Here is a 22,730-nt window from a genome sequence, read left to right as displayed (position 1 = left end):
AAGATCGGGGGCTATCCCTTGATCTTCGAGGCGATGGACCAGCAGTGGCCGAACGGGTCGACGATCATGCCGAAGCGGTCGCCCCAGAACTGGTCGGCCAGCGGAAAGCGGATGGTCGCGCCGGCGGCCACGGCCCGTTCCCACCAGACGTCGGCGTCGTCGACCTGAAGGTGAAGGGTTACCGAGGCGGGCGGGGTGAACGGCGCGCCGCCCATCATCTCGGAGAAGTGGTCGGAGACCATCACCCAGGCGCCGTTGATCAGCATTCGCGAGTGCATCAGCCGCTCGCCGTCGTCGGCGGTGTTGCGGAACGTCTCCTGGGCGCCGAAGGCTTGCGTGTAGAAGGCTACCGCGGCCTTGGCGCCGACGACTGACAGGTAAGGCGTGACGCCGTCTTCGGGGCCGCGTGTCGGATCGCCATCGTTGGTCATGGTGGTTCCTCCCTGGATTTCGTAAACCTGCGCCCATGTCCGATCTTTTCCAAGCCGCCGGCCTGACGCCGCATGCGCCCACGCCGCTCGCCGAGCGCCTGCGGCCCCAGACGCTTGAGCAGGTGGTGGGGCAGGAGCACCTGCTGGGTCCCGAGGGGCCGATTGGCCGGATGGCGGCGGCCAAGCGGCTGTCGTCGATGATCCTGTGGGGGCCGCCCGGCACCGGCAAGACCACCATCGCCCGGCTGCTGGCCAAGGCCGGCGGCTACGAGTTCCAGCAGATCTCGGCGGTGTTCTCGGGCGTCGCCGACCTGAAGAAGGCCTTCGAGCAGGCGCGCGGCCGCCGGATGGCGGGCCAGAGCACCCTGCTGTTCGTCGACGAGATCCACCGCTTCAACCGCGCCCAGCAGGACGGTTTCCTGCCGTTCGTGGAGGAGGGGGTCATCACCCTGGTCGGGGCGACAACCGAAAACCCGTCGTTCGAGCTGAACGGCGCTCTGCTGTCGCGCTGCCAGGTGTTCGTGCTCAAGCGCCTGGACGAGGAGGCGCTGGAAGCCCTGCTGGCCAAGGCCGAAGAGGTCGAAGGCCGCAAGCTGCCGCTGGACGCCGACGCCCGCTTCACCCTGATCGCCATGGCCGACGGTGACGGCCGCTACCTGCTGACCCTGACCGAGACCCTGCTGTCGGTGGGCACGGACAGCCCGCTCAACGCCACGCAGCTGGGTCAATTCCTGCAGAAGCGCCGGCCCGCCTACGACAAGAACCGCGAGGAGCACTACAACCTCGTCTCCGCGCTCCATAAGTCGGTGCGCGGCAGCGATCCGGACGCCGCGCTGTACTGGCTGGCGCGGATGCTGGAGGGCGGCGAGGACCCGCTGTTCATCGCCCGCCGACTGGTACGCATGGCGTCCGAGGACATCGGCGCGGCCGATCCGCTATCGTTGCTGCTGACCACGGCCGCCAAGGACGCTTTCGACTTCCTGGGCAGCCCCGAGGGCGAGCTGGCCCTGGCGCAGTGCGTGGTCCACATGGCCAGCGCCCCCAAGTCCAACGCCGTCTACACCGCCTTCAAGGCCGCCCGCCGCGCCGCCAAGGAGACCGGCTCACTGGCCCCGCCGGCCCACATCCTCAACGCCCCGACCAAGCTGATGAAGTCGCTCGGCTATGGCGACGGCTACGCCTACGACCATGACGTCGAGGGCGGCGTCTCGGGGCAGAACTACTTCCCGGACGGCATGGCGCGGCCCAGGTTCTATGAGCCAAAGCCCGTCGGCGCGGAGGCCAAGGTTCGGGAACGGCTGGACGCGTGGAACAAGCTGCGCAAAGACGGGCGATGACCACGCGTCCCCCCCGCCGTCCGCCCCTCACGCCGAAACCCAAGGCCTCTGACGCGCCCATCACACTGACCGAGGACGAGATCGCGCTTGCCCGGTCATGGGTGCTGCACGAGGACGACAGCATCATCGTGCTGAACAAGCCCTCGGGCCTGTCCAGCCAGGGCGGCCGCATCCAGGCCCACACGCTGGACGACCTGCTGTGGGCCTTCGCGCGGCCCGGCCGGCCGCGTCCGCGGCTGATCCACCGGCTGGACCGCGACACCTCGGGCGTCATCCTGACGGCCAAGACCAAGCCGGGCGCGGCGTTCCTGGGCAAGGCCCTGATGGGCAAGCGGTTTCGCAAGTCCTACATGGCCATCGTCGCACCGGGCGCGCCGGAGCCGAAGGGCGGCATGATCGACAGTCCGCTGCGACGCGAGTCGATCGGCCGCGAGGCCTATATGCGGGTCTGCGCGCCCGACCACCCCGACGCCGAGACGGCCCGCAGCCGCTATCGCACCCTGTCATCCAACGCCACGGCCGCCATGGTCGAGCTGTCGCCGGACACCGGTCGCATGCACCAGCTGCGCGTCCACATGGCCTCGATCGGCCGGCCGATCTCGGGCGACAGCCGCTATGGCGGGGCCCTGATGCTGGGCGGGACGGCGGTTCCGCGCCTGATGCTGCACGCCGCCCATCTGGTGTTTCCCCACCCCGAGGGCGGCGAGCGCCGGATCGCCGCGCCGATCCCCGCCGACATGACAGCGATGCTGGAAAAGCTTGGCCTGCCGCTTCCGGAACAGCGCGCCTAGCCAGACCGTTTAACCGTCAGGAGAACGCCATGAAACGCCTCGCCGGTCTTGCCCTGTCCCTGATGCTGCTGAGCGGCTGCGCCAGCGCGCCAACCCTCTATGCGGCCCGAACCGCGTCAGCGAGCGTCGGCTATTCGGAGTTCCGGCTGGAGCCGGGCCGCTACCGCGTCACCTTCCAGGGCGGCCCGGGTGCGTCGGTTGAGCAGGTTTCCGACTACGCCCTGCTGCGCGCGGCCGAGGTGGCGGTGCGCGATGGCTATGACTGGTTCCGGGTCTCGGACCGCCTGACCTCGAGCACGGGGGCGGGCAGCGGTCCGCGCCTGTCAGTCGGCGGCGGCTCCGGCAGCTATGGCGGCCGCAGTTCGGTGGGGCTGGGCATCGGGACCAGCTTCAACCTCGGCCCGGGTCCGACCGTCACCAGTTCGCTGGAAGTCGTCTTCGGCAAGGGCCCCGCGCCGCGCGACGCCGACGCCTATGTGGCGCAGGAGATCATCCGCTCGGTCGGTTACGGTCTCAACAGGATCTGATCAGGCGGCCGCAGCCTTGGCGGCTGCGGTCAGCGGATGTGTCGCGCGCAGGGCCGCGTGGGTGAGACCCGCCGTCTCGGCCGCGGCGAAATAGCCCTCGGCGGCCAGGCCCTGCAGGATGGTCATCGGCGCCACGCCCTTGGCGTCGCGGCCAAAGGTCATGATGTCGGTCGCGACCCGTTCGGCCGGACCGGTCAGGTCCGAGGCGTCCAAAGTCAGGCCGTTGAGCCGCGCTTCCTTGAGGCCGCGCAGGGCGTCCTTCTCTGGCGGCACGCGGGCGATGACGCCGCGCGTCAGGGCTTTCAGAAGGCCCACCACCTCGATCAGTCGGCCCGACGGCGTGCCGCGCGTGACGTCGACCAGTTCGATCATCACGCCGCCGCGCAGCAGGGCCAGGGACAGGCCCGGCGTGCCGGTCAGCATGTCGCGGCCGCGCTGGGTGCCCAGGGTGCGGAACGAGGCGGGCAGGATCAGGTCGGGGACGTTGTGGCCCTGTGCGCCGCGCGCGAACAGGGCGGCATATTTCAGGGTGGCCTCGTCGATGAAGGCGATGTCGCGGTCGGGCAGGCGGCTGACGGCGCGCGAGCTGGCCTGACGGCCGCTGCCCAGATGGGTGACCACGGGCTCAATGCGGATCGCCGTGGCGACGTTGCGGCGCAGGCTGACCACATGCTCCAGGGTGAAGTCGACCCGCAGGGCCGCGCCGGCGGCGGTGGTGAAGGCCACCGGGGTGCGGCGCGCCTCATCGCCGGCCTCGACAGCGCGACGCACCGGCGAGCGCTGGGAGTCGCGACGGGCCCGCGCCGCCAACACCGTGGCCGCGTCGATCCGGCGGCAGACCGCCTCGCCGTTGTCCAGGCCGATGACCGAGCTGATCCCCAGGTCGTTGGTGTCGACCGAACCCAGCAGGTGGGTCAGGACGTCTTCGAGGATGCGAACGCTGGTGGCCTGGGCGGCCAGGCCCTGGTCGCTGTTCATGGCGATCAGGAATTCGCTGTCGGAAATGCGGGCCCGCATGTCGTTCCGGTCGAGATGTTCGGTCAGCTTGCGCTCGACATAGGTCCAGACATCGCCACGCTTCTGCGACCACCAGTCGCCGGCCCAGGCGCGGATGGCCTTGACGCTGATGACGTTCACCGAGCCGCGTGCGATCAGCTCGGTCCCGGCCAGCCGGTGCAGGACCGGGGCCGGCAGAGCGAGACGCTGGGTCGTATCGTCCTGGTCGTGGCTGTCGAAGGGCATGGGGCTCGGTTCTTGAGAGGAGCGGCCAGAATGCCGCCAGCACGCTTAACCTCTCGTTCAGAAACAAGGTTTCCGACCCCGTTCACCTTGAAGAAATCCGTGCGCGACTTGGCGTTCGGCCCCGCTCGGCGCATAAGGAGCCAATGACCAAACTGCTTCTCGTAGCCGCCGGCGGCGCCGTCGGCTCGGTCGTCCGCTATCTGGTGGGCGCTCAGGCCCTCCGGCTGATGGGACCGGCTTGGCCTTACGGCACTTTCGCCGTGAATATTATCGGCGGTTTCCTGATGGGCGTGCTGGCCTCCTGGCTGGCGCATCGCGGCAACGCCAACCACGAACCTGTCCGCCTTTTGCTCGCCGTTGGCGTCATGGGCGGCTTTACGACCTTCTCGGCCTTTTCGCTGGAGACCGCGCTGATGATTCAGAAGCGCGCCTACGCCCAGGCCTTCACCTATTCCGCCGCCAGCGTGCTTTTGTCCGTGGCGGCCCTTTACGCGGGCCTTCTGATCGCCCGCAGGATGTTCGCGGCATGAAAGAAGTACGCACGCTCTATGTGGACGCGGGCGAGGATGGCACCCGGGTGGACCGCTGGTTCAAGCGCCGCTGGCCCCATCTCAACCACATCCAGCTCAACAAGCTGTTCCGCTCCGGTCAGGTGCGGGTCGACGGCTCGCGCGTCAAGGCCGACACCAAGCTGGCCGCCGGCTCGCAGGTGCGGGTCCCGCCGCTACCGGACGCGCCGGATCCCGACGAAAAGCTGGTGCTCTCCAAGCGCGACATAGCCTTCGCCAAGTCGCTGGTGCTCTACGAGGACGAGGAAGTCCTGGCGCTGAACAAGCCCGCCGGCCTGGCCGTGCAGGGCGGGACCAAGACCACGCACCATATCGACAAGCTGCTGTCGGCCTGGGGTGAGGGCGTCAACCGGCCCAAGCTGGTTCACCGTCTGGACCGCGACACCTCGGGCGTGCTGCTGCTGGGCAAGACGCCCGCCGCCGCCGCGCGCCTGTCGGGCTCGTTCGCCAAGCGCAAGGCGCAGAAGACCTATTGGGCCATCGTCCAGGGCAATCCGCACCCGGTCGAGGGCGTCATCGAGCTGCACCTGGCCAAGCGCGGCGTCGGCGACCGGGAACTCGTGGTCCCCGCCGAACCCAAGGACAAGGACGCCCAGCCGGCCGAGACCGAGTTTGTCTCGATCAGCCGCGCGGGGCCCCGCGTCACCTTCATGGCCCTGCGTCCGCACACCGGCCGCACGCACCAGCTGCGGGCCCACATGAAGGCCATCGGCCACCCGATCCTGGGCGATCCGAAATATAGCGACGAGAAGTCCACCCAGCTGTCGGAAGGCCTGAAGCTGCAGCTGCACGCCCGCTCGGTGATGCTGCCGCACCCGTCGGTGGGTATGCTGTTCATCGAGGCGCCGATCAGCCCCGAGCTGAAGGCGGGCTTCGCCAAGTTCGGATTCTCGGAAGACGAGGCCGATCAGGACCCGTTCGCGAAGAAGCAGATCAAGCGTCGATGACGGCTGACGTCGTTCGCGAAGCCTGGGCCCTGGTGGGGCAGGGCCGCGCGGCCGACGCGGTCGCCCTGACGCGCGCGCCTGCGGCCTTACCGCTGGCCGGCGCCGGAATGCTGATCGTCCATGCGGCGGCGCTGAAGGGCGTCGACCGTCATGACGAGGCGCTGGTCTTCAATCGCCGGGCTGTGGCCGCCACGCCCAATGACCGCATCGCCTGGTACAATCTGGCCGCCACCCTGGGCGATCTGGCCCAGGCGGAGGAGGGCGAAGCGGCCATCCGCAAGGCCATCGCCCTGGGTCTGGACGCGCCCGAGGCGTATCTGGTGCTGGGCCGCGCCCTGCAGGGCCAGAGCCGCCATGACGAGGCCGAGGCCGCGTTCGTCGCCGCGATCGCCCGCCGCGACGGGTTCGCCGAGGCCCACCGCAACCTGGCCCAGCTGCGCTGGATGCGCTCGGGCGATCTCAATCGCGCGCTGGAGACCCTGACCGCTTCGCTGACCCGCGCGCCGGGCGACAGCCAGCTGATCCTGCTCAAGAGCACGGTCGAGGAATTCGCCGGCGACAAGGCCGGCGCCTTCGCCACGCTCAACGACGCCCTGATCCGCCAGCCGAACGACGCCCTGATGTTGCTGGCCGCCTCGCACATGGCCGGCGAGGTCGGCCAGACGCAGGCCATGCTCGCCCACGCCCAGGCCGCTGAACGCCTGGCCCCGCAGGCGCCGCAGGTGCTGATCGCCCTGACCGAGGCCCATCTGGCGGTCGGCGATCCGGCCGCCGCGTCGCAGACCGTCGAGCGCCTGAGGGCCATCGCGCCGCTGGATCAGCACGGCCTGGCCCTGCAGGCGACCGCCTGGCGGCTGTCAGGCGATCCGCGCCGCGCGGTGCTGAACGACTATGAGGGCCTTGTCCGGGCCTACACCCTGCCCACCCCGGAGGGCTGGGACAGCCTGGACGCCTATCTCGACGCCCTGCGCGCGCGGCTGGCGGAGCGGCACGACTTCAAGACCCATCCGCTGCAGCAGTCCCTGCGCGGCGGCAGCCAGGTGCCCTCGCTGCACCAGTCGCCCGACCCGCTGTTCCAGGCCTTCTACGTTCAGGTCCGCAAGGTGGTGGCGCGTTATCTGGTCGACATCGGTCCTGGCGATGACCCGCTACGGGCCCGGGCCGGCGGCGATTTCCGGGTCAGCGGCGGCTGGTCGGTCAGGCTGTCGCCCAACGGCTTTCACGCCGATCATGTGCACCCGCAGGGCTGGATCTCGTCGGCCTTCTATCTGGACCTGCCCAGTGGCGTGGCCGACGAGGGCGCGCGCGAAGGCTGGATCAAGTTCGGCCAGCCCGGTTGCATCACTCGTCCGGTTCTGGAGCCGGAGCATGAGGTGCGCCCCCGGCCGGGAATGCTGGTGCTGTTCCCGTCCTACATGTGGCACGGCACCCGGGCCTTCACCTCGCCCGAGCACCGCCTGACCATGGCGTTCGACGTCGTGCCAGCCTAGACCAGCCCGGTCACCGCCTTCGCCTCGGCGCTGCCCGGGAACACCCGGCTGTCCAGCGCCGCGCGGTCGACGCCCATGTGGTCGCCCAGCAGCCCCTTGAACAGGCCGCGCATGTCCATCGTGGGCGCCAGGTCGCGGTTCTCGAACAGCTTGGACGGGGACAGGCCGGGCCAGTCGCCGATGATCCCGCCCGGTTTCAGCGCCCCGCCCAGCACCAGGGCCGTCGAGGCCGTGCCGTGGTCAGTGCCGTTGGTGCCATTGACGCGGGCGGTGCGGCCAAATTCGGTGACGGTGACCACCACCGTATTTTTCCACTCCTCGCCCAGGCCGGTGTTGAGGCCCGAGAGCACCGAGTCCAGATAGGCCAGCCGGGTGTTGATCTGGCCTGCCTGGCCGGCGTGGGTGTCCCAGCCGTCCAGCGAGATGGCGGCGATGCGCGGACCGCCGTCCTGGACCATGAAGCCGGCCAGGGTCGCGCCCAGCTTGCGGGCCGCCTCGCGTCCCTCGCGTCCGCCCCGGCCGGCCGGCGCCATCATGCCCGGCGCGGCGACGCCATCCTTCTCGACCGGCGGCGCCATGGCGGTCATGGCGGCCTGGGCCATGCTCTCGGTCTCCAGGCCCCTGGCGAAGGCCGGACCCATCAGGGGATCGCTCCTGTAGAGGTCCTGCAGCAGGGTCGGCAGGCGGGCGGTCTCGTCCACGCCCTTGCCCGGCGACCAGCTGGCCGCCTGCACCTTGCCGCGCAGGATCAGGGGCGTCGTCGCGCCCACATACAGACCCTCGGCCTTGCGCGAGGCGGGCAGGGTCTCCAGCGTCCGGTTCAGCCAGCCCGACGTGGTCGCATAGACCTGGGCCGAGCCGCTTTCCAGCACGTCCTGGGCCTCGAAATGCGAGCGGGCGCGGTCGGGCGTCGCCACCGCCGGCGCGATCCGGGCCTGACCCTTCAGGGCCAGGGCGTGAACCGAGGTCAGGGCAGGGTGCAGGCTGAACGTGCCGTCCAGCTTCAGACCGTCCTCGGGCTTGATGGCGATCCCGCGCCGCAGCCCCTCATAGTCCTTGTCGCCCACGGGAGGGCTGACCGACAGGCCGTCCATGCCGCCGCGGCAGATCACGACGACCAGCTTGCGCTTGTCCAGGGCGCTGTCGGCGTCGGCCAGGGCGGGGCGGCCCAGGAAGGTGACCGACAGGCCAAGGCCGGCGGCCGAGGCCAGGACGCGGCGACGGTTCATCATCGGGCAGTCGGTCATCGGCGTTGGAACTCCGGACTCATCAGCAGCAGGGCGACGGCCTCGCTGCGGGTTTCGGCCCGGGCCACGGCCTGGGCGGTCGGGGGCGTCAGCCGGGCGCCGAGGGCCGCGACGGCCGCCGTGTTGGGATCCAGCCGGTCGGCGATCACGGCGGCGAAGGCCTGGCTCCATTGCAGGCGCTTGATCAGGCCGTCGGGCGAGCACCATTCGCCGGCCATGTCCGACCAGCCCTTGGGCGAGGGGGGCGAGAAGCCTCTCTGCCCCAGGCCGATCAGGGGAACGGTGATGCGCTCATAGGCCGAGGGCTGGGCGCCGATCACGCGCCAGGACGAGATCAGGAACTCATAGGGCGTCTTGAACTTGGTCGCCGCCGGCTCCCAGGCCTCGGGCGCTTCGACCAGGGCGCGGGCCAGGCGGTCCAGCCGCCCGCCGCTCTTGAGGAAGCTCTGCTCCAGCCGCGTCACCAGGGCCGGCGGCGGATCGTCGGCGACGAAGTGCCGGGCGATCTTGAAGGCGACATGGCGGGCCGTGGCGGGGTGGGCGGCCAGGTCCTTCAGCACCGCCAGGCCCTGACCGATCTCGTCGTCCTTATAGGTCTTGCCCAGGATCGTGCGGGTCCCGGGTTCGTGGACGTTGGCCCGGAAAACGAACTGGCCGGCCCGCTCCTCGTCCTCGCGCCCGACGGTAAAGCCGGTCAGGGCGCGGGCGAACTCGGTGACGTCGGCCTGGCTGTAGCCGGCCTCGACGCCGACGGTGTGCAGCTCCAGGATTTCGCGGGCCAGGTTCTCGTTCAGGCCGCGCCGCCCGTTACGGGCGCCGGCCACGCTGCCGGGCCCTACCGACTGGGACTGATCCAGATAGGTCAGCATGGCCGGATGGGTGCTGGAGGCGACCAGCAGGTCCTCGAACCGACCGAAGGCGTAGGGGCGGATGACCTCCTGTTCGAAGGGCCCGACCATGGCGGCGGTGATCTCCTTGGTGCCGGAGACCGTGAAATGATTGGCCCAGAACAGCGCCCAACGCTCGCGAAAGCCGCCGGCCGTGCTCGCGCCCAGCTGGGCGCGGCTGAGAAAGTCAGCGGCGGCCTTCTCGCGAATGGCCTTGTTGGCCTGCTGGACGGCGACGTTCCGGGGCTCGCCGTCGTCCTTGGCCTCGCGGCGCAGCTCCTGATAGGCCCGCATGGCGACGTACCGCTGGGCCGAGGTATCGGCGCCCGGCTGCGGCTGGTCGGCGCCTTTGGGCGTGATCTGGCCGAGCAGGGAGCCGCGCGGGTCCGTCCTCGCGGCGGCGATGTCGCCCGGACGGGCGCCCAGGCCAAAGCGGGTCACGGCCAGGGCCGCCATCATATCCTTGGAGGGCAGGGACAAACGCGCTCGCTCCTTGTGACCCGGGGCCTTGTGCCCGGGGCCATTCTTGATCATTCAACGCCCTGAAGAAGGCGATCCGTCGACCGTCCCGCAATATCGTCGCTCAGGGAGCCATCATCCGTGGCCGAGAAGACCCCGCCAATCGAAAAGCCGCGCCGGTTCTACAAGGCGGCGACGGTTGGGCCTGTGGAGGGCGGTTTCGCCGTGCTGCTGGATGGCCGTACGCCCAAATCACCCGCCAAGGCGCCGCTGGTGCTGCCCAGCCTGGCCCTGGCCCAGCGCGTGGCGGACGAGTGGGAGGCGCAGGACAAGGTCATCGATTCGACGATCATGCCCGCCACCCGCCTGGCCTTCACCGCCATCGACCGCATTTCCGAGACCCGCGCCGAGGTGGCCGCCGAGGTCGCGGCCTATGCCGGCTCGGACCTGCTGTGCTACCGCGCCGACCATCCGACGCCCTTGGTCGAGCGCCAGACCCGTGAGTGGCAGCCGGTGCTGGACTGGGCCCACGGCGCCCTGGGCCTGAGCTTCACCCCGGTAACGGGGATCATCCACACGCCGCAGCCCGCCCGGACCCTGGCCGACGTCGAGGCCCTGGCCCTGTCTATGGATGATTTCAGCCTGGCCGGGGTGGCCTATGCCGCGGGCCTTCTGGGCTCGACGGTGCTGGCCCTGGCCATCCGCGCCGGGGAACTGGACGGCCAGCGGGCGCTGGACCTGTCGCGTCTGGAAGAGACCTTCCAGGCCGATATCTGGGGGCAGGATGCCGAGGCCAGGCTGCGCGCTGATAACCTGGCCATCGAGGCCCTGGCGCTGGAGCGGTGGTTCGCCGCGCTGCGGGCATAACCGTCCGAATGCTGCACTGCCGTAAGGGCTGGCTTGCCAGCCCGGCTTCGCGGCTTTACCCCTCGATGTCATAAAGGCGGCCCTATCGATCAGGAGGCCGCCGGCAGGAGTAGGGGAGCGCATCGCGTGCAGCATATTCTCGAGGAACTGGATCGTCGTCGCGAGCAGGCCAAGGGCGGCGGCGGCGACAAACGCGTCGCGGCCCAGCACGCCAAGGGCAAGCTGACGGCCCGCGAGCGCATCGACCTCCTCCTCGACGAAGGCAGCTTCGAGGAGTTCGACATGTTCGTCGAGCACCGCAGCGCCGACTTCGGCATGCAGGACCAGAAGATCCCCGGCGACGGCGTGGTCACCGGCTGGGGCACGATCAACGGCAAGGTCGTGTTCGTCTTCTCCAAGGATTTCACGGTATTCGGCGGCTCGCTGTCGGGCGCCCACGCGGCCAAGATCGTCAAGGTCCAGCGCCAGGCCATGAAGGTCGGCGCGCCGGTGATCGGCCTGTTCGACGCCGGCGGCGCGCGCATCCAGGAAGGTGTCGACAGCCTGGCCGGCTATGCCGACATCTTCATGGAGAACGTGCTGGCCTCGGGCGTGGTGCCGCAAATCAGCGTGATCATGGGCCCCTGCGCCGGCGGCGACGTCTATTCGCCCGCCATGACCGACTTCATCTTCATGGTGAAGGACACCAGCTACATGTTCGTGACCGGTCCTGACGTGGTCAAGACCGTCACCAACGAGGTGGTCACCGCCGAGGAACTGGGCGGGGCCCGGGTGCACGCCGCCAAGTCGGGCGTGGCCGAGGGCGCGTTCGAGAACGATCTGGAAGCCATGACCCAGGTGCGCCGCCTGGTCGACTTCCTGCCCAGCTCCAACCGCGAACCGGCGCCCGAGCGCGAGAGCTTCGACGAGGCCCTGCGCGAGGAAATGAGTCTAGACACCCTGATCCCCAGCGATCCGGGCAAGCCCTACGACATGAAGGAACTGATCCTGAAGATCGTCGACGAAGCCGATTTCTTCGAGATCTCCAGCGAGTGGGCCAAGAACATCATCTGCGGTTTCGCCCGCATGGACGGCGAGAGCGTCGGCATCGTCGCCAACCAGCCCCAGGTGCTGGCCGGCGTGCTGGACATCGACTCCAGCCGCAAGGCCGCGCGCTTCGTGCGCTTCTGCGACGCCTTCAACATCCCGATCGTCACCCTGGTCGACGTCCCGGGCTTCATGCCGGGCACCAAGCAGGAATATGGCGGCCTGATCAAACACGGCGCCAAGCTCTTGTTCGCCTATGCCGAAGCCACGGTGCCCAAGATCACGGTCATCACCCGCAAGGCCTATGGCGGGGCCTATGACGTGATGAGCTCCAAGCACCTGCGCGGCGACCTCAACTACGCCTGGCCCACCGCCGAGATCGCGGTGATGGGCGCCAAGGGGGCGGTCGAGATCATCTTCCGCGCCGAAGCCAAGGATCCGGTGGCCCTGGCCGCCCGCGAGGCCGAATACAAGGCCGCCTTCGCCAATCCGTTCGTGGCCGCCAGCCGGGGCTATATTGACGACGTGATCATGCCGCACGGCACCCGTCGCCGGATCGTCCGGGGGCTCAAGAGCCTCAAGGGCAAGGAACTGACCAACCCCTGGAAGAAGCACGACAACATTCCGCTGTAGGAGACCGTGATGGCCGCCGCGCTGATCATCATCGACATGCAGCGCGGCATGCTGCCGGAGAACACGGGGCCAAGGAACAACCCGCAGGCCGAGGACAATATCGCGCGCCTGCTCGCGGCGTGGCGGGCGGCGGCGCGGCCGATCGTTCACGTGCGTCACATGTCGCGTTCGCCAGAGGGCGCGTTCTGGCCCGGGTCGCCCAACTGCGAGTTCCAGCCGAGGTTCGAGCCCCTGCCGTGCGAACACCGGATTGAGAAGAACGTCCCCGACGCCTTCCCTGGCGGCGGGCTGGAGCGGTGGCTGCGGCTGCGCGACATCGGCCATCTCGTGATCGTCGGGGTCAGCACGAGCAATTCGGTTGAGGCCACCGCGCGGGCCGCGTTCTGCCGGGGCTTTGCGGTCACGGTCCCGAGCGACGCCTGCTACGACTATGACAAGGCCGACTATCTGGGCGCCGTAAGGCCGGCTGGGGACTGGCACCTGATGTCGCTATCCAATCTCAGCGGTGAATATGCGACGGTCCTGCTGACCGACGCGGTTCTGGCGCTCTCGTGACCACGGGGATCGGGATCGCGCCATCCCCGGACAGGCACGGGGATTGACGCCCCAAGTCCTCCCCCTGAAGGGGGAGGATCACAAGCCGCCTCACACAACCCCGTCATCCCGGGACTTGTTCCCGGGACCCATCGTTCCGTTGCTCCGTCAGGGGTTTATGATCCACCGACCGTGCGGCCGACCCATGGGTCCCGGGGACGAGCCCCGGAATGACGGGCTTTGTTGAGCGTCACGCTCCCGGGCGCCGACACGGGCGCCCAGACAATCGACGCAGCCCCCGTAAAACCTGCCGCATAATGCTCCCACCTCGTCGCGAGGAAAGGGCGCAAGGCCAGCGACCATTGCGGCGGCGGGGGGTGATCGAGCGGGACTGGGCTTCAGGGGGATACTGAAGCGCGTCCGGGGATCCTGGCGTTGCGGGACCCGCCCGCCGTTGGCGTGGATGAGGACAGACGGGTGTGTTCATTAGTCATTAGATTGGCTCGCCCGCCTCGACCGCCCGTTCCTCGCGGAAACGCGAGGGGCTGGCTCCCGGTAAGGCCTGAACAGGGCCACCTGACGGGACGCTGACGCATAACGACCACGCGGAGCGAACGGCTTCGTCGAAACGGTAATCTCTATCTCTCATCCGGACGTGGTCCGGACGCTCCGCGACCCTTTTCATAACTCGGCGAGATATCGCGCGAGGTCGCGGCGCCGTAGCTGCTCCCCCTGTGGGGGAGCTGTCGCGGAGCGACTGAGGGAGCCATCACCGCCATCTCGGAGCGAGCCCCCTCCGGCCCTCCGGACCACCTCCCCCAGAGGGGGAGGATCTATTTAGAGATCAAACCTCACCCCCTGCGCCAGCGGCAGGGCGCCGGAATAGTTCACGGTCGCGGTCTGGCGGCGCATGTACTGCTTCCAGCTGTCGGAGCCGCTCTCGCGACCGCCGCCGGTTTCCTTTTCGCCGCCGAACGCGCCGCCGATCTCGGCGCCCGAGGGGCCGATATTGACGTTGGCGATGCCGCAGTCGCTGCCGGCGGCCGACAGGAAGGCCTCGGCCTCGCGGACGTCATTGGTCATCACGCAGGAGGACAGGCCCTGGGGCACATCGTTCTGGATCGCCACGGCCTCGTCGAAGTCGCGATAGGGCACGACGTGCAGCAAGGGGGCGAAGGTCTCGCGCTGCATGCCGGCGCTGGGAGCCGGCAGGCGGGCGAGAGCCGGGCGCACATAGAAGGCCTCGGGATGCTCGTCGATCAGCAGCCGCTCGCCGCCGCTGACGGTTCCACCGTCGGCCCGGGCCTGGCTCATGGCGGCGACGAAGGCGTCATAGGCGGCTTTGTCGTGCAGCGGCCCCAGCAGCACGCCCTCGCGACGCGGATCACCGACCGGCAGGCGGGAAAAGGCGCTCTCGACCGCGTCGGCGACCTTGTCGACCAGGCTCTCGTGGACGATCAGGCGGCGCAGGGACGTGCAGCGCTGGCCCGCCGTGCCGGCCGCCGAAAAGACGATGGCGCGAACGGCCAGCGACAGGTCGGCGCTGGGGGTGACGATCATGGCGTTGTTGCCGCCCAGCTCCAGGATCGAGCGACCAAAACGGCCGGCGACGATCGGGGCGATGGCCTGGCCCATGCGGGTGGAGCCGGTGGCGCTGACCAGCGGGATGGCCGGATCGCGCACCAGTCGCTCGCCGGCGTCGCGGCCGCCCAGCACCACGCTGCACAGGCCTTCGGGCGCATCGCCGAAGCGGGCGATGGCGCGCTCCAGGATCGCGTGCGTGGCGATGGCCGTCAGCGGCGTTTTCTCGGACGGCTTCCAGATCACGGGGTTGCCGCACACCAGCGCCAGGGCCGCGTTCCAGGCCCAGACCGCGACCGGGAAGTTGAAGGCGCTGATCACAACGACGGGGCCCAGCGGATGCCAGGTCTCGCGCATGGCGTGGCCGGGACGCTCCGAGGCGATGGTCAGGCCATAGAGCTGGCGCGACAGGCCCACGGCGAAGTCGCAGATGTCGATCATCTCCTGGACCTCGCCGGCCGCCTCCGAAGCGATCTTGCCGGCTTCCAGGGTGACGATGGCGGCCAGCTGGTCCTTGGCGGCGCGCAGCTCCTCGCCCAGCAGGCGGACCAGCTCGCCGCGACGCGGGGCGGGGACGCTGCGCCACTCGCGGAAGGCTTTGGCGGCGGCCGAGACCTTGGCGTCGATGGCCCGGGCGTCGTCATAGGCGACCTGGGTCAGGGTCGAGCCGTCCAGCGGACAGCGCACGGCGACGCCGCCGTCGGCGGGCAGGCCGGCGACGCCCAGATCGGCCAGAACGGCGCGGGCGTGTGCGGCGGGGTTTTGGAAGGACTGGGTCATGACCGTGGAAAACGCCGACATGGGCTTCGGGTCAAGTGGGGCCTGCTTGACGCCTCCGACGGGCGCCTTCAAATGATCCGCCCACAACGGGGTGATTGTGACGGCAGCGACCGGCTTATGGACGATAACGCCGCCTATGTTCAGCGACTCGAGGCCTTGCGGGCCGGTGTCGACCGACGCCTGGGCGAGCTCGCGCCAAGGCTGGGGGCGGCCCCCGATCGCCTTGTCGAGGCCGTGCGCTACGCCTTGCTGGCCCCCGGAAAGCGCTTTCGGCCGATGCTGACCCTGCTGACCGCAGCCCAGTTCGGGGCGGACGAGGGCGCGGCGCTGGATACGGCCTGCGCCTTCGAGATGGTGCATGCCGCGTCGCTGATTCTGGACGATCTGCCGTCGATGGACGACGCCGGCCTGCGCCGGGGCCTGCCCACCATTCACCGCGCCTTTGACGAGGCCACCGCTGTGCTGGCCGGCGTCGGCCTGCTGAACCAAGCCTATGCCGTGGTCGCCGCCGATGCGCGGCTGGACAGCGCGCTTCGGGCCGAGATCGCCGGGCGGATCGCCGACTCGGTCGGCTTTTCCGGCCTGATCGCCGGCCAGGCGCGGGACCTGTTTGATCGCGACCAGTTGCGCGACCTTGCGGCGCTGGACCGCCTGAACCACGAAAAGACCGGCGTGCTGATCATGGCCGCCGCCCAGTCGGGCGCCCGGATCGCCGGGGCCGCCGACGAAGCTGTCGCGGCGGTGGGCGAGTTTGGCCGCCGCATGGGCCTGGCCTTCCAGATCCGCGACGACCTGATCGACGCCGAAGGCTCGGTCGAGGGCGCCGGCAAGGACGTGGGCAAGGATGCCGAGATGACCACGGCCGTCTCCCTGCTGGGGATCGCCGGGGCCCGGGCCGCCATGGAGGCCCACCTTTCGGCCGGCCGAGCGGCGCTGGACGCCGTGGGCGGCTGCGACCTCGTGGCTGGCTATGTCGGCCGCCTCTTCGCCGGACGCAAGGCGGCGGCGTGACCGTGTCGCCCATTCTGACGGTTTCGGGCGTGGCCCACGCCTATGGCGACAAGTCCGTGCTTCAGGGTGTCGACCTGACCCTGTCTCCCGGCGAGATCTACGCCCTGCTGGGCCCCAACGGGGCCGGCAAGACCACCCTGATCAAGACCATCTGCGGGCGCTTTCGCCCCGACGGCGGCGAGGTGCGGCTGAACGGCCAGGACCCGGCCAGGGTCAGCGCGGCGCGGGCCAGTCTGGGCCTGGTGCCGCAGGAGATCGCCCTCTACGCCCACCTGACCGTCGCCGAAAACCTGGCCGCCTTCGCCAGTCTCGCCCAGGTGCCGCGCCAGGCCGTGGCGGCCGCCGTGCGGCGGGCCATGGAACTGACCCGCACCGTCGACCGCGCCCATGTGCCGGTGCGCCATCTGTCCGGCGGCTATCAGCGCCGCGCCAATATCGCCGCCGCCATCGTGCATGAGCCGGCCCTGCTGATCCTGGACGAGCCCACGGTCGGGGTCGACATCGACGCCCGCGAGGCGCTGGACGCGGTGATCCGGGGGCTGCGCGACCTGGGCGTGGCCGTGCTGCTGACCACCCACGACCTGGAACAGGCCGGCGCCCTGGCCGATCGCGTCGGCTTCCTGCGCGAGGGCTCCCTGGTGCTAGAAGGCCAGCCCCGGACCCTGATCGCCGAGGCCTTCGGGGCCCAGATGGAGGTGCTGGTCGAGCTTTCGGGCGAGCCCGACCCTGCCGGCGAGGCGCTTCTGATCGCAGCGGGCCTGGCCAGGACCGCCCATCGCGCCAAGCTGTGGACCCGCCTGGATGTCGACGGCTACGCCGCCGCCGGCCGCCTGGACAAGCGGCTGCGCAAGGCCGGGCTGATCCCGCGCGAGATCCGGGTCCGCGAGCCGTCGCTGCAGAACCTGTTCAGCCTCGTGGCCGAGCGGAAGCTGGCCGCATGATCCGCCTTGAAATGACCCTGGCCATGGTGCGGGTCATGGCGCTGGAGCTGTGGCGCGATCGCGCGGCGCTGGTGATGACCTTCCTGCTGCCGCCGCTGGTGTTCCTGATCTTCAGCTCGGTGTTCGCCGGGGCGACCGGCGAGGACATCAAGCCCAAGCTGGCCATGGTGGATCTGGCGCGCACCGAAACCTCGGGCCGGGTCGCGGGGGCGCTGCTGGCCAGTTCCGAGATCCGCGCCGAGGCGACGACGCCCGCCACGGTCGAGGCGGTGCGGGCGCTGGTGAAATCCGGCCAGGCCGATGTCGGGCTGGTGATCCGATCCGATCCCGCCGCGCCGGGCCGGCCGTTCCTGATCATTTCCGATCCCGGCCGCGCCGTCGCCGCGCCCCTGACCCAGGCCCGGGTTCAACTGGCCATGGCTCGCGCAGCGCCCGACGCCGCCCTGCGCCGCAGCGTCGATCAGCTGACCCCCGCTCTGGGGAGCCTGATGCCGGCCCAGACCGCGCGCCTCGACGCCGCCGCCGCCGCGCTGAAGGCCAAACCGCCCGCTGTGACCGGCGGCGACCTGTTCGACCGTGAGGACCTGCTGGGCGCGAAGAAGGGCGGGGCGACCATCGCCTATTACGCCGGGGCGGTGATGATCCTGTTCGCCCTGTTCTCGGCAATGCAGGGCGCGCTGGGCCTGATGGACGAGCGCCGCACCGGCGTCGCCGACCGCCTGCTGGCCGGGGTGGCGGGCATGGGACCGGTAGTGACCGGAAAGTTCGTCTTCCTGGTCGGGCAGGGGATCGTCCAGGCCGTGGCGATCTTCGCGACCGCCCAGATCGTCTATGGCGTGGCGGTGGTCGAGCATTTCGGCCTGTGGCTGCCCACCACCCTGGCGACGGCGGTCTGCGCGGCGGGGCTGGCCCTGGGTCTGGTTTCGGTGTGCCGGACGCGGGAGCAGGCCCAGATGCTGTCGACCTTCGTGATCCTGGTGCTGGCCGCGATCGGCGGCAGCATGGTGCCGCGCTTCCTGATGCCGGCCTGGCTGCAGACCGTCGGCTGGTTCACCCCCCACGCCTGGGTGATTGACGCCTATCAAGGCGTGCTCTGGCGCGACGCGTCAGTTTCGCAGGTGTATAAGGCTTGGGGCGTGCTGACCGCCGCCGGCCTGGCCGGTCTGGCGCTGGCCCAGACCCTGGCGCGACTGTCGCGTCGATAGGACCCGTGATGACGACCCTGGCGCTTGATATCGTGCTGTTCCTTGCGGCCTTCGCCTTCATGGAAGGCTTCGCCTGGGTGACGCACCGCTATGTGATGCACGGCTTCATGTGGGTCTGGCACAAGTCGCACCACGAGCCGCGCGAAGGCCTGTTCGAGCTGAACGACCTGTTCGCTGTGGTCTTCGCCGCGCCGGCCATCGTGGCGATCTATTTCGGGGTCCATGGCACGCCGTGGCTGCTGCCGGTGGGTCTCGGGATCACCGCCTACGGCTTCATGTACTTTATCTTCCACGACGGCATGGTCCACCGGCGCTTCAAGACGCCGTTCGGCAAGTCCGCCTTCTGGAAGCGGGCGATCCAGGCCCATCGCATCCATCATGCCGTCCACACCAAGGAGGGCGCGGTGTCGTTCGGCTTCCTGTGGGCCAAGCCTGTGCGCGAACTGAAGGCGCAGTTGAAGGCGAGGGGCGTCGAAGCCTAGATCTTCGACCACAGGTCGGGTCGCGCCGGCGGCTGGATCAGTCGATCAAACAGCGCCGAGCGCAGGGCGATGACGCCGCCCTCAAGCGCTCGCCAGACTTTCATCCGGCCGCTGACCACGACGCGCTCATCCCAGGCCTTGTCGCCGACCTTGACCACGTCCAGCCCGATCTGCCGATAGACCCCCCGCGCCGCCGCGATGGCCCAGGCGCAGCGGACGGGCAGGTCGCGCAGACCCCAGCGGGCCGAGGCGTAATAGGGCTCGGCGGCGTCGACCAGCCGCCTGGCCATCACCGCGACCGCAGCGCGATGGGCGGGATCTGCCACGGCTGTCTCGGGTACGCCCAGCTCAGCCAGCCAGGCGCGCGGCACGTAGATCCGGTCGTTGCGGGCGTCCTCGACGATGTCGCGGGCGATGTTGGTCAGCTGGAACGCCAGGCCAAGATCCTGGGCGCGGCGCAGGGTCGCCAGCGCTTCGGGCTTCGTGCCCATGACCAGGGCCATCATCGTCCCGACCACGCCGGCCACGCCCCAGCAATAGTCGAGCAGTTCGTCCAGCGTCTGATAGCGCCGGCCTTCCACGTCCATGGCGAAGCCGTCGATCATGTCCAGAGCGTACTGCTCGGGGATCTGGCGACGCCGGGCCACGGTCTGGAAGGCGGCGAACTGCGAATCGGCGGGCGGCTCGCCGGCGAGGGCGGCGCGGGTCTGGGCATAGAGCGCGGCCAGACGGGCCGGGGCGTCCTCGACCGGGCTCATGCCGTGACCCAGGGTCTGGCCGTCGATCACGTCATCGCAGTGACGGCACCAAGCGTACAGCATCTCGGCGTCGGCCCGGGTTTCCGGGTCGAACAGGGCGGCGGCGGCGGCGAAGCTTTTGCTGCCCTTCTGGATCGCCTCGCGGCTCTGAATCTCTAAGTCACTCACGCGGCTTGCGTCTGGAAGTCGTCGATCATCAGGCCGGCCGTCGCCTTGGCCGACCCAACCACGCCAGGAATGCCAGCGCCCGGATGGGTGCCGGCCCCGACGAAATAGAGGTTGGGGATGACGTCGTCGCGATTGTGGGTCCGGAAGAAGGCGCTCTGGGTCAGCAGCGGCTCCAGCGAGAAGGCCGCGCCGTTCCAGGCGTTCAGTTCGCTGGTGAAGTCATCGGGGGTGAAGATCCGGCTGGTCACCAGATCGCGCGACAGGTTGGGGATGTAGCGATCCTCCAGATACTTCAGGATCTTGTCGCGATAGGCGGGGCCTTGCTCGGTCCAGTCGATATCAGCGGTCTCGAGATTGGGGACCACCGACAGGACATAGAAACTGCTGCAGCCGGGCGGGGCCATGCCGGGATCGGTGGCGCAAGGCGAATGCAGATAGAGCGAGAAATCGTCGGACAGGGTGTCCTTGTTATAGATGTCGCCGATCAGCTCCCGATAGCGCGGACCAAAGCAGATCGTGTGGTGGCGGATCTCGGGATGCTCGGCCTTGAGGCCAAAATAGATCACGAACAGTGAGGGGCTCCAGCGCTTGTTCTCCAGCGCCTTGCCCACCTTCTTGCCACGCGGATCGTCGACCAGCAGATCGCGATAGGTGTGCATCACGTCGGCATTCGAGGCGACCGTGTCAAAGGCTTCGAAGTCGCCGTCGGAATTGATGATTCCGGTGACGCGGCCGTCGCGGGTGGTGATCTTCTGGACCGGCGCGTTGAGCCGGATCGTGCCGCCCAGGTCTTCCAGCAGACGCACCAGACCGCGGATCAGTTCGCCAGTGCCGCCGCGCGGGAACCAGACCCCGCCGCGGCGCTCCAGCGCGTGGATCAGGGCATAGATCGACGAGGTGGCAAAGGGGCTGCCGCCGACCAGCAGACTGTGGAACGACAAAGCCTGGCGGACATGCTCGTCCTTCACGAAGGACGAGACCTTGTCATAGACGCTGCGCCAGGCCTGCAGTTTCATCAGGGCCGGGGCCGAGGAGATCATGCTGCGGATGTCGAGGAACGGCACGGCGCCCAGCTCGACATAGCCCTTCTGATAGAGCTCCTCGGAATAGGCGTGGAACCTGCGATAGCCCTCGACATCGGCCGGATTGCGGGCGGCGATCTGGCGGTCCAGTTCGGCCTGGTCGTTGACGTAGTCGAACACGTCGCCGTCTTCCCAGACCAGCCGGTAGAACGGATTGACCGGAAGCAGCTCGACGTAGTCCTCGATCTTGCGACCGCTGATCGTGAACAGCTCCTTGAGGCAATCAGGATCGGTGATCACGGTCGGGCCGGCGTCGAAGATAAAACCCTCGTCTTCCCAGACGTAGGCGCGGCCGCCGGGCTTGTCGCGACCTTCGATCACGGTGACGTCGAAGCCGGAGGATTGCAGGCGGATGGCCAGGGACAGGCCGCCGAATCCGGAACCGATGACAGCCGCGCGAGGCTTGGGATCACTCATACTTGGTCCTTGATCACGGAACGCTCGCTCAGACACTTCAGGGCGGCGACGATAGGTACGGGCGGCTTGCCGATAAGGACGCGCGCCCGGTCAAAAGGGGTCAGGCGCGCGGCGTAGAAGCGCTGGATCAACGGGGCGCCCAACCGATAGAACCGCTGCAGGACCTTGTAGCGCTGATCCGGCGCGCAGGCCCGAAACAGCATGCGATTGAGCAGGCGGAAGAACCGCCGCCGGCGCCACGCCGCCTTCGAGTGCGCCTCGGCGCAGGCGCGGACATGGGCGCTGGTGATGTGGGGCAGGGCGGCGATCTGATCGGCCAGCCTGGCGGCGTCGGGCAGGGAATACCCTGTGGTCGGCTGGAAGAGCGCGGCGCGTAGACCGACTTCCGCAACCTGTGGCCTGGCCTCGCGCCAATAGGCGTCGATATCGCCGGCCAGGGCGATGGGCAGGACGCCATGCTCCTCGCGCTCGACCCTGGCGATGGTCCAGCCCTGCAGGCCGGCGTAGGCGGCGATCGCGGCGCGGAAGTCAGGGTGGTCCACGGCGTCGCCGTCGCTGTAGCGGGTGTCCTCGATCAGCAGGCGGTCGGGATCCAGAGGCAGCACATAGAGGAAGCGATAGCCGTCCAGCTGAGAAACGGTGGCGTCCATGACGATCGGCCGCGTCAGGCCGTGGGGCTTTGACAGCCGCACCTCCTGGCCCAGGAATTTCTGCCAGCCCAGCACAAGGCTGCGGCTGCGGCGCGGGCCGCGTCCGTCGATCACGGCGGCGGCCGTGATACGGCGGCCATCCGCCAGGGTCACCTGATGAGGCGACACCTCCGAGGCCGTGACGCCCAGCCAAGCGTCGTCGCCCAGGACGCTCGAGACGGCCTCGTGCAGGCGCCGCGAGGTGATGGCGAGATAGGGCGTGTCCAGCGCGCGCCGATGGGTCGGAAAGCGAATGTCGTAGCCCGACCAGCGATGAACGATCAGCGGCCTCAGCCAGCCGCCGATCGAAAGGCTGACATCGGTCTCGAAGTGGCACCAGGTGTGCTCGCCGCCGATTCGCCTGTCGCGCTCCAGCAGGATCACGCGCAGGTCAGGGCGCAGGGCCTTAAGCCGCAGCGCGATCAGGCCATTAGCCAGTCCGCCGCCCACCAGGACGACGTCAGCGCGTGAGGTTGAAGACGTAGACGCCATGGTCCCTCATCTAACATGATTGTGCGGTCGGCACGCCAGCGTTGCGCGCGTCGGAACGAGCGGCTAGGCACGGCGAACTGGAGCGTGGCAGCCGAAAGTGTGAGCGGTTTCGGCGCCTGCCACGCTCCGCATGTTTG

At 69.2% G+C, this 22,730-nt stretch carries 21 protein-coding genes; 13 read left to right on the top strand and 8 right to left on the bottom strand.

The annotated features are described in order from the left end of the window. Positions 1-11 precede the first annotated feature (11 nt). Positions 12-431: a VOC family protein gene (locus ACW17V_RS12375; RefSeq protein ID WP_492105421.1), complete on the bottom strand. Its 420-nt coding sequence runs from the start codon at positions 429-431 to the stop codon at positions 12-14. Between the two features lie 35 nt (positions 432-466). On the opposite strand from ACW17V_RS12375, the gene ACW17V_RS12370 reads away from it, so the two are divergent. From ACW17V_RS12370 to ACW17V_RS12360, 3 genes are read left to right on the top strand one after another with little or no spacing between them, the layout of a single operon-like run. Next, entirely contained in the window at positions 467-1,768 is a 1,302-nt protein-coding gene (locus ACW17V_RS12370; RefSeq protein ID WP_492105420.1) for a replication-associated recombination protein A, read from the top strand. Beyond that, positions 1,765-2,559 (top strand): RluA family pseudouridine synthase, encoded by a 795-nt coding sequence (locus ACW17V_RS12365; RefSeq protein ID WP_492105419.1) that lies wholly within the window; start codon positions 1,765-1,767, stop codon positions 2,557-2,559. The genes ACW17V_RS12370 and ACW17V_RS12365 overlap by 4 nt, the downstream gene beginning before the upstream one ends. A gap of 29 nt (positions 2,560-2,588) precedes the next feature. Next, on the top strand, positions 2,589-3,086 hold the full coding sequence (locus ACW17V_RS12360; protein ID WP_492105418.1) for a CC0125/CC1285 family lipoprotein: 498 nt from the start codon (positions 2,589-2,591) through the stop codon (positions 3,084-3,086). On the opposite strand, the gene ACW17V_RS12355 is transcribed toward ACW17V_RS12360, so the two are convergent. Further along, a complete protein-coding gene (locus ACW17V_RS12355; RefSeq protein WP_492105417.1) occupies positions 3,087-4,328 on the bottom strand; it encodes a hypothetical protein in 1,242 nt (413 codons plus the stop codon). A 143-nt stretch (positions 4,329-4,471) separates the two neighbouring features. On the opposite strand from ACW17V_RS12355, the gene crcB reads away from it, so the two are divergent. The 3 genes from crcB to ACW17V_RS12340 are packed head-to-tail and all read left to right on the top strand — an operon-like array spanning position 4,472 to position 7,334. Next, on the top strand, positions 4,472-4,858 hold the full coding sequence (crcB, locus tag ACW17V_RS12350; RefSeq protein WP_492105416.1) for a fluoride efflux transporter CrcB: 387 nt from the start codon (positions 4,472-4,474) through the stop codon (positions 4,856-4,858). After that, positions 4,855-5,844 carry an RluA family pseudouridine synthase gene (locus ACW17V_RS12345; RefSeq protein WP_419321121.1) on the top strand — a complete coding sequence of 330 codons (990 nt, stop codon included), beginning with the start codon at positions 4,855-4,857 and terminating at the stop codon, positions 5,842-5,844. Before crcB ends, ACW17V_RS12345 begins: the two co-directional genes overlap by 4 nt. Further along, a complete protein-coding gene (locus ACW17V_RS12340; protein ID WP_492105415.1) occupies positions 5,841-7,334 on the top strand; it encodes a 2OG-Fe(II) oxygenase family protein in 1,494 nt (497 codons plus the stop codon). The genes ACW17V_RS12345 and ACW17V_RS12340 overlap by 4 nt, the downstream gene beginning before the upstream one ends. Here the strand turns inward: ACW17V_RS12340 and ACW17V_RS12335 are convergent. Then, positions 7,331-8,581 (bottom strand): DUF1501 domain-containing protein, encoded by a 1,251-nt coding sequence (locus ACW17V_RS12335; RefSeq protein WP_492105414.1) that lies wholly within the window; start codon positions 8,579-8,581, stop codon positions 7,331-7,333. The two genes, ACW17V_RS12340 and ACW17V_RS12335, sit on opposite strands and share 4 nt — an antisense overlap. After that, a complete protein-coding gene (locus ACW17V_RS12330) occupies positions 8,578-9,948 on the bottom strand; it encodes a DUF1800 domain-containing protein (RefSeq protein ID WP_492105413.1) in 1,371 nt (456 codons plus the stop codon). Before ACW17V_RS12330 ends, ACW17V_RS12335 begins: the two co-directional genes overlap by 4 nt. A gap of 120 nt (positions 9,949-10,068) precedes the next feature. On the opposite strand from ACW17V_RS12330, the gene ACW17V_RS12325 reads away from it, so the two are divergent. From ACW17V_RS12325 to ACW17V_RS12315, 3 genes are all read left to right on the top strand, one after another. Continuing rightward, positions 10,069-10,794 carry an ATP12 family chaperone protein gene (locus ACW17V_RS12325; protein WP_492105412.1) on the top strand — a complete coding sequence of 242 codons (726 nt, stop codon included), beginning with the start codon at positions 10,069-10,071 and terminating at the stop codon, positions 10,792-10,794. Positions 10,795-10,920: 126 nt separating this feature from the next. Continuing rightward, complete coding sequence (locus tag ACW17V_RS12320; protein ID WP_492105411.1) at positions 10,921-12,453, top strand: acyl-CoA carboxylase subunit beta; 1,533 nt, start codon at positions 10,921-10,923, stop codon at positions 12,451-12,453. Between the two features lie 9 nt (positions 12,454-12,462). Beyond that, positions 12,463-13,008 (top strand): cysteine hydrolase family protein, encoded by a 546-nt coding sequence (locus tag ACW17V_RS12315; RefSeq protein ID WP_492105410.1) that lies wholly within the window; start codon positions 12,463-12,465, stop codon positions 13,006-13,008. A gap of 816 nt (positions 13,009-13,824) precedes the next feature. Here ACW17V_RS12315 and amaB read toward each other — a convergent pair. Then, entirely contained in the window at positions 13,825-15,348 is a 1,524-nt protein-coding gene (gene amaB / locus ACW17V_RS12310; RefSeq protein WP_492105409.1) for an L-piperidine-6-carboxylate dehydrogenase, read from the bottom strand. Between the two features lie 117 nt (positions 15,349-15,465). On the opposite strand from amaB, the gene ACW17V_RS12305 reads away from it, so the two are divergent. Genes ACW17V_RS12305 through ACW17V_RS12290 form a run of 4 tightly spaced genes read left to right on the top strand, consistent with a single transcriptional unit; the run spans position 15,466 to position 18,987 of the window. Continuing rightward, positions 15,466-16,359: a polyprenyl synthetase family protein gene (locus ACW17V_RS12305; protein ID WP_492105408.1), complete on the top strand. Its 894-nt coding sequence runs from the start codon at positions 15,466-15,468 to the stop codon at positions 16,357-16,359. Then, positions 16,356-17,300, top strand: a complete 945-nt coding sequence (locus ACW17V_RS12300) for an ABC transporter ATP-binding protein (RefSeq protein WP_492105407.1) — start codon at positions 16,356-16,358, stop codon at positions 17,298-17,300. Before ACW17V_RS12305 ends, ACW17V_RS12300 begins: the two co-directional genes overlap by 4 nt. Beyond that, a complete protein-coding gene (locus ACW17V_RS12295; protein ID WP_492105406.1) occupies positions 17,297-18,505 on the top strand; it encodes an ABC transporter permease in 1,209 nt (402 codons plus the stop codon). Before ACW17V_RS12300 ends, ACW17V_RS12295 begins: the two co-directional genes overlap by 4 nt. 8 nt (positions 18,506-18,513) lie before the next feature. Then, a complete protein-coding gene (locus ACW17V_RS12290) occupies positions 18,514-18,987 on the top strand; it encodes a sterol desaturase family protein (RefSeq protein WP_492105405.1) in 474 nt (157 codons plus the stop codon). Here the strand turns inward: ACW17V_RS12290 and ACW17V_RS12285 are convergent. The 3 genes from ACW17V_RS12285 to crtY are packed head-to-tail and all read right to left on the bottom strand — an operon-like array spanning position 18,984 to position 22,593. Beyond that, positions 18,984-19,913 carry a phytoene/squalene synthase family protein gene (locus tag ACW17V_RS12285; RefSeq protein WP_492105404.1) on the bottom strand — a complete coding sequence of 310 codons (930 nt, stop codon included), beginning with the start codon at positions 19,911-19,913 and terminating at the stop codon, positions 18,984-18,986. The genes ACW17V_RS12290 and ACW17V_RS12285 overlap by 4 nt on opposite strands. Next, positions 19,910-21,412 carry a phytoene desaturase gene (locus ACW17V_RS12280; protein WP_492105403.1) on the bottom strand — a complete coding sequence of 501 codons (1,503 nt, stop codon included), beginning with the start codon at positions 21,410-21,412 and terminating at the stop codon, positions 19,910-19,912. Before ACW17V_RS12280 ends, ACW17V_RS12285 begins: the two co-directional genes overlap by 4 nt. Further along, positions 21,409-22,593, bottom strand: coding sequence for a lycopene beta-cyclase CrtY (gene crtY, locus ACW17V_RS12275; RefSeq protein ID WP_492105402.1), 1,185 nt, complete (start codon positions 22,591-22,593; stop codon positions 21,409-21,411). The genes ACW17V_RS12280 and crtY overlap by 4 nt, the downstream gene beginning before the upstream one ends. Positions 22,594-22,730 lie beyond the last annotated feature (137 nt).

This window comes from Caulobacter sp. FV2ye17ST (assembly GCF_058680955.1).
This window is presented reverse-complemented; position numbering and strand designations above follow the sequence as displayed.

What these genes read in the sequence shown, in the direction of transcription:
- ACW17V_RS12360 (WP_492105418.1), top strand. Translation starts at nt 2,589, where the DNA reads ATGAAACGCCTCGCCGGTCTTGCCCTGTCCCTGATGCTGCTGAGCGGC.
- ACW17V_RS12375 (WP_492105421.1), bottom strand. Translation starts at nt 431, where the DNA reads ATGACCAACGATGGCGATCCGACACGCGGCCCCGAAGACGGCGTCACG.
- amaB (WP_492105409.1), bottom strand. Translation starts at nt 15,348, where the DNA reads ATGACCCAGTCCTTCCAAAACCCCGCCGCACACGCCCGCGCCGTTCTG.
- ACW17V_RS12345 (WP_419321121.1), top strand. Translation starts at nt 4,855, where the DNA reads ATGAAAGAAGTACGCACGCTCTATGTGGACGCGGGCGAGGATGGCACC.
- ACW17V_RS12290 (WP_492105405.1), top strand. Translation starts at nt 18,514, where the DNA reads ATGACGACCCTGGCGCTTGATATCGTGCTGTTCCTTGCGGCCTTCGCC.
- ACW17V_RS12305 (WP_492105408.1), top strand. Translation starts at nt 15,466, where the DNA reads ATGGACGATAACGCCGCCTATGTTCAGCGACTCGAGGCCTTGCGGGCC.
- ACW17V_RS12340 (WP_492105415.1), top strand. Translation starts at nt 5,841, where the DNA reads ATGACGGCTGACGTCGTTCGCGAAGCCTGGGCCCTGGTGGGGCAGGGC.
- ACW17V_RS12315 (WP_492105410.1), top strand. Translation starts at nt 12,463, where the DNA reads ATGGCCGCCGCGCTGATCATCATCGACATGCAGCGCGGCATGCTGCCG.
- ACW17V_RS12365 (WP_492105419.1), top strand. Translation starts at nt 1,765, where the DNA reads ATGACCACGCGTCCCCCCCGCCGTCCGCCCCTCACGCCGAAACCCAAG.
- crtY (WP_492105402.1), bottom strand. Translation starts at nt 22,593, where the DNA reads ATGGCGTCTACGTCTTCAACCTCACGCGCTGACGTCGTCCTGGTGGGC.
- ACW17V_RS12335 (WP_492105414.1), bottom strand. Translation starts at nt 8,581, where the DNA reads ATGACCGACTGCCCGATGATGAACCGTCGCCGCGTCCTGGCCTCGGCC.
- ACW17V_RS12295 (WP_492105406.1), top strand. Translation starts at nt 17,297, where the DNA reads ATGATCCGCCTTGAAATGACCCTGGCCATGGTGCGGGTCATGGCGCTG.
- crcB (WP_492105416.1), top strand. Translation starts at nt 4,472, where the DNA reads ATGACCAAACTGCTTCTCGTAGCCGCCGGCGGCGCCGTCGGCTCGGTC.
- ACW17V_RS12355 (WP_492105417.1), bottom strand. Translation starts at nt 4,328, where the DNA reads ATGCCCTTCGACAGCCACGACCAGGACGATACGACCCAGCGTCTCGCT.
- ACW17V_RS12370 (WP_492105420.1), top strand. Translation starts at nt 467, where the DNA reads ATGTCCGATCTTTTCCAAGCCGCCGGCCTGACGCCGCATGCGCCCACG.
- ACW17V_RS12280 (WP_492105403.1), bottom strand. Translation starts at nt 21,412, where the DNA reads ATGAGTGATCCCAAGCCTCGCGCGGCTGTCATCGGTTCCGGATTCGGC.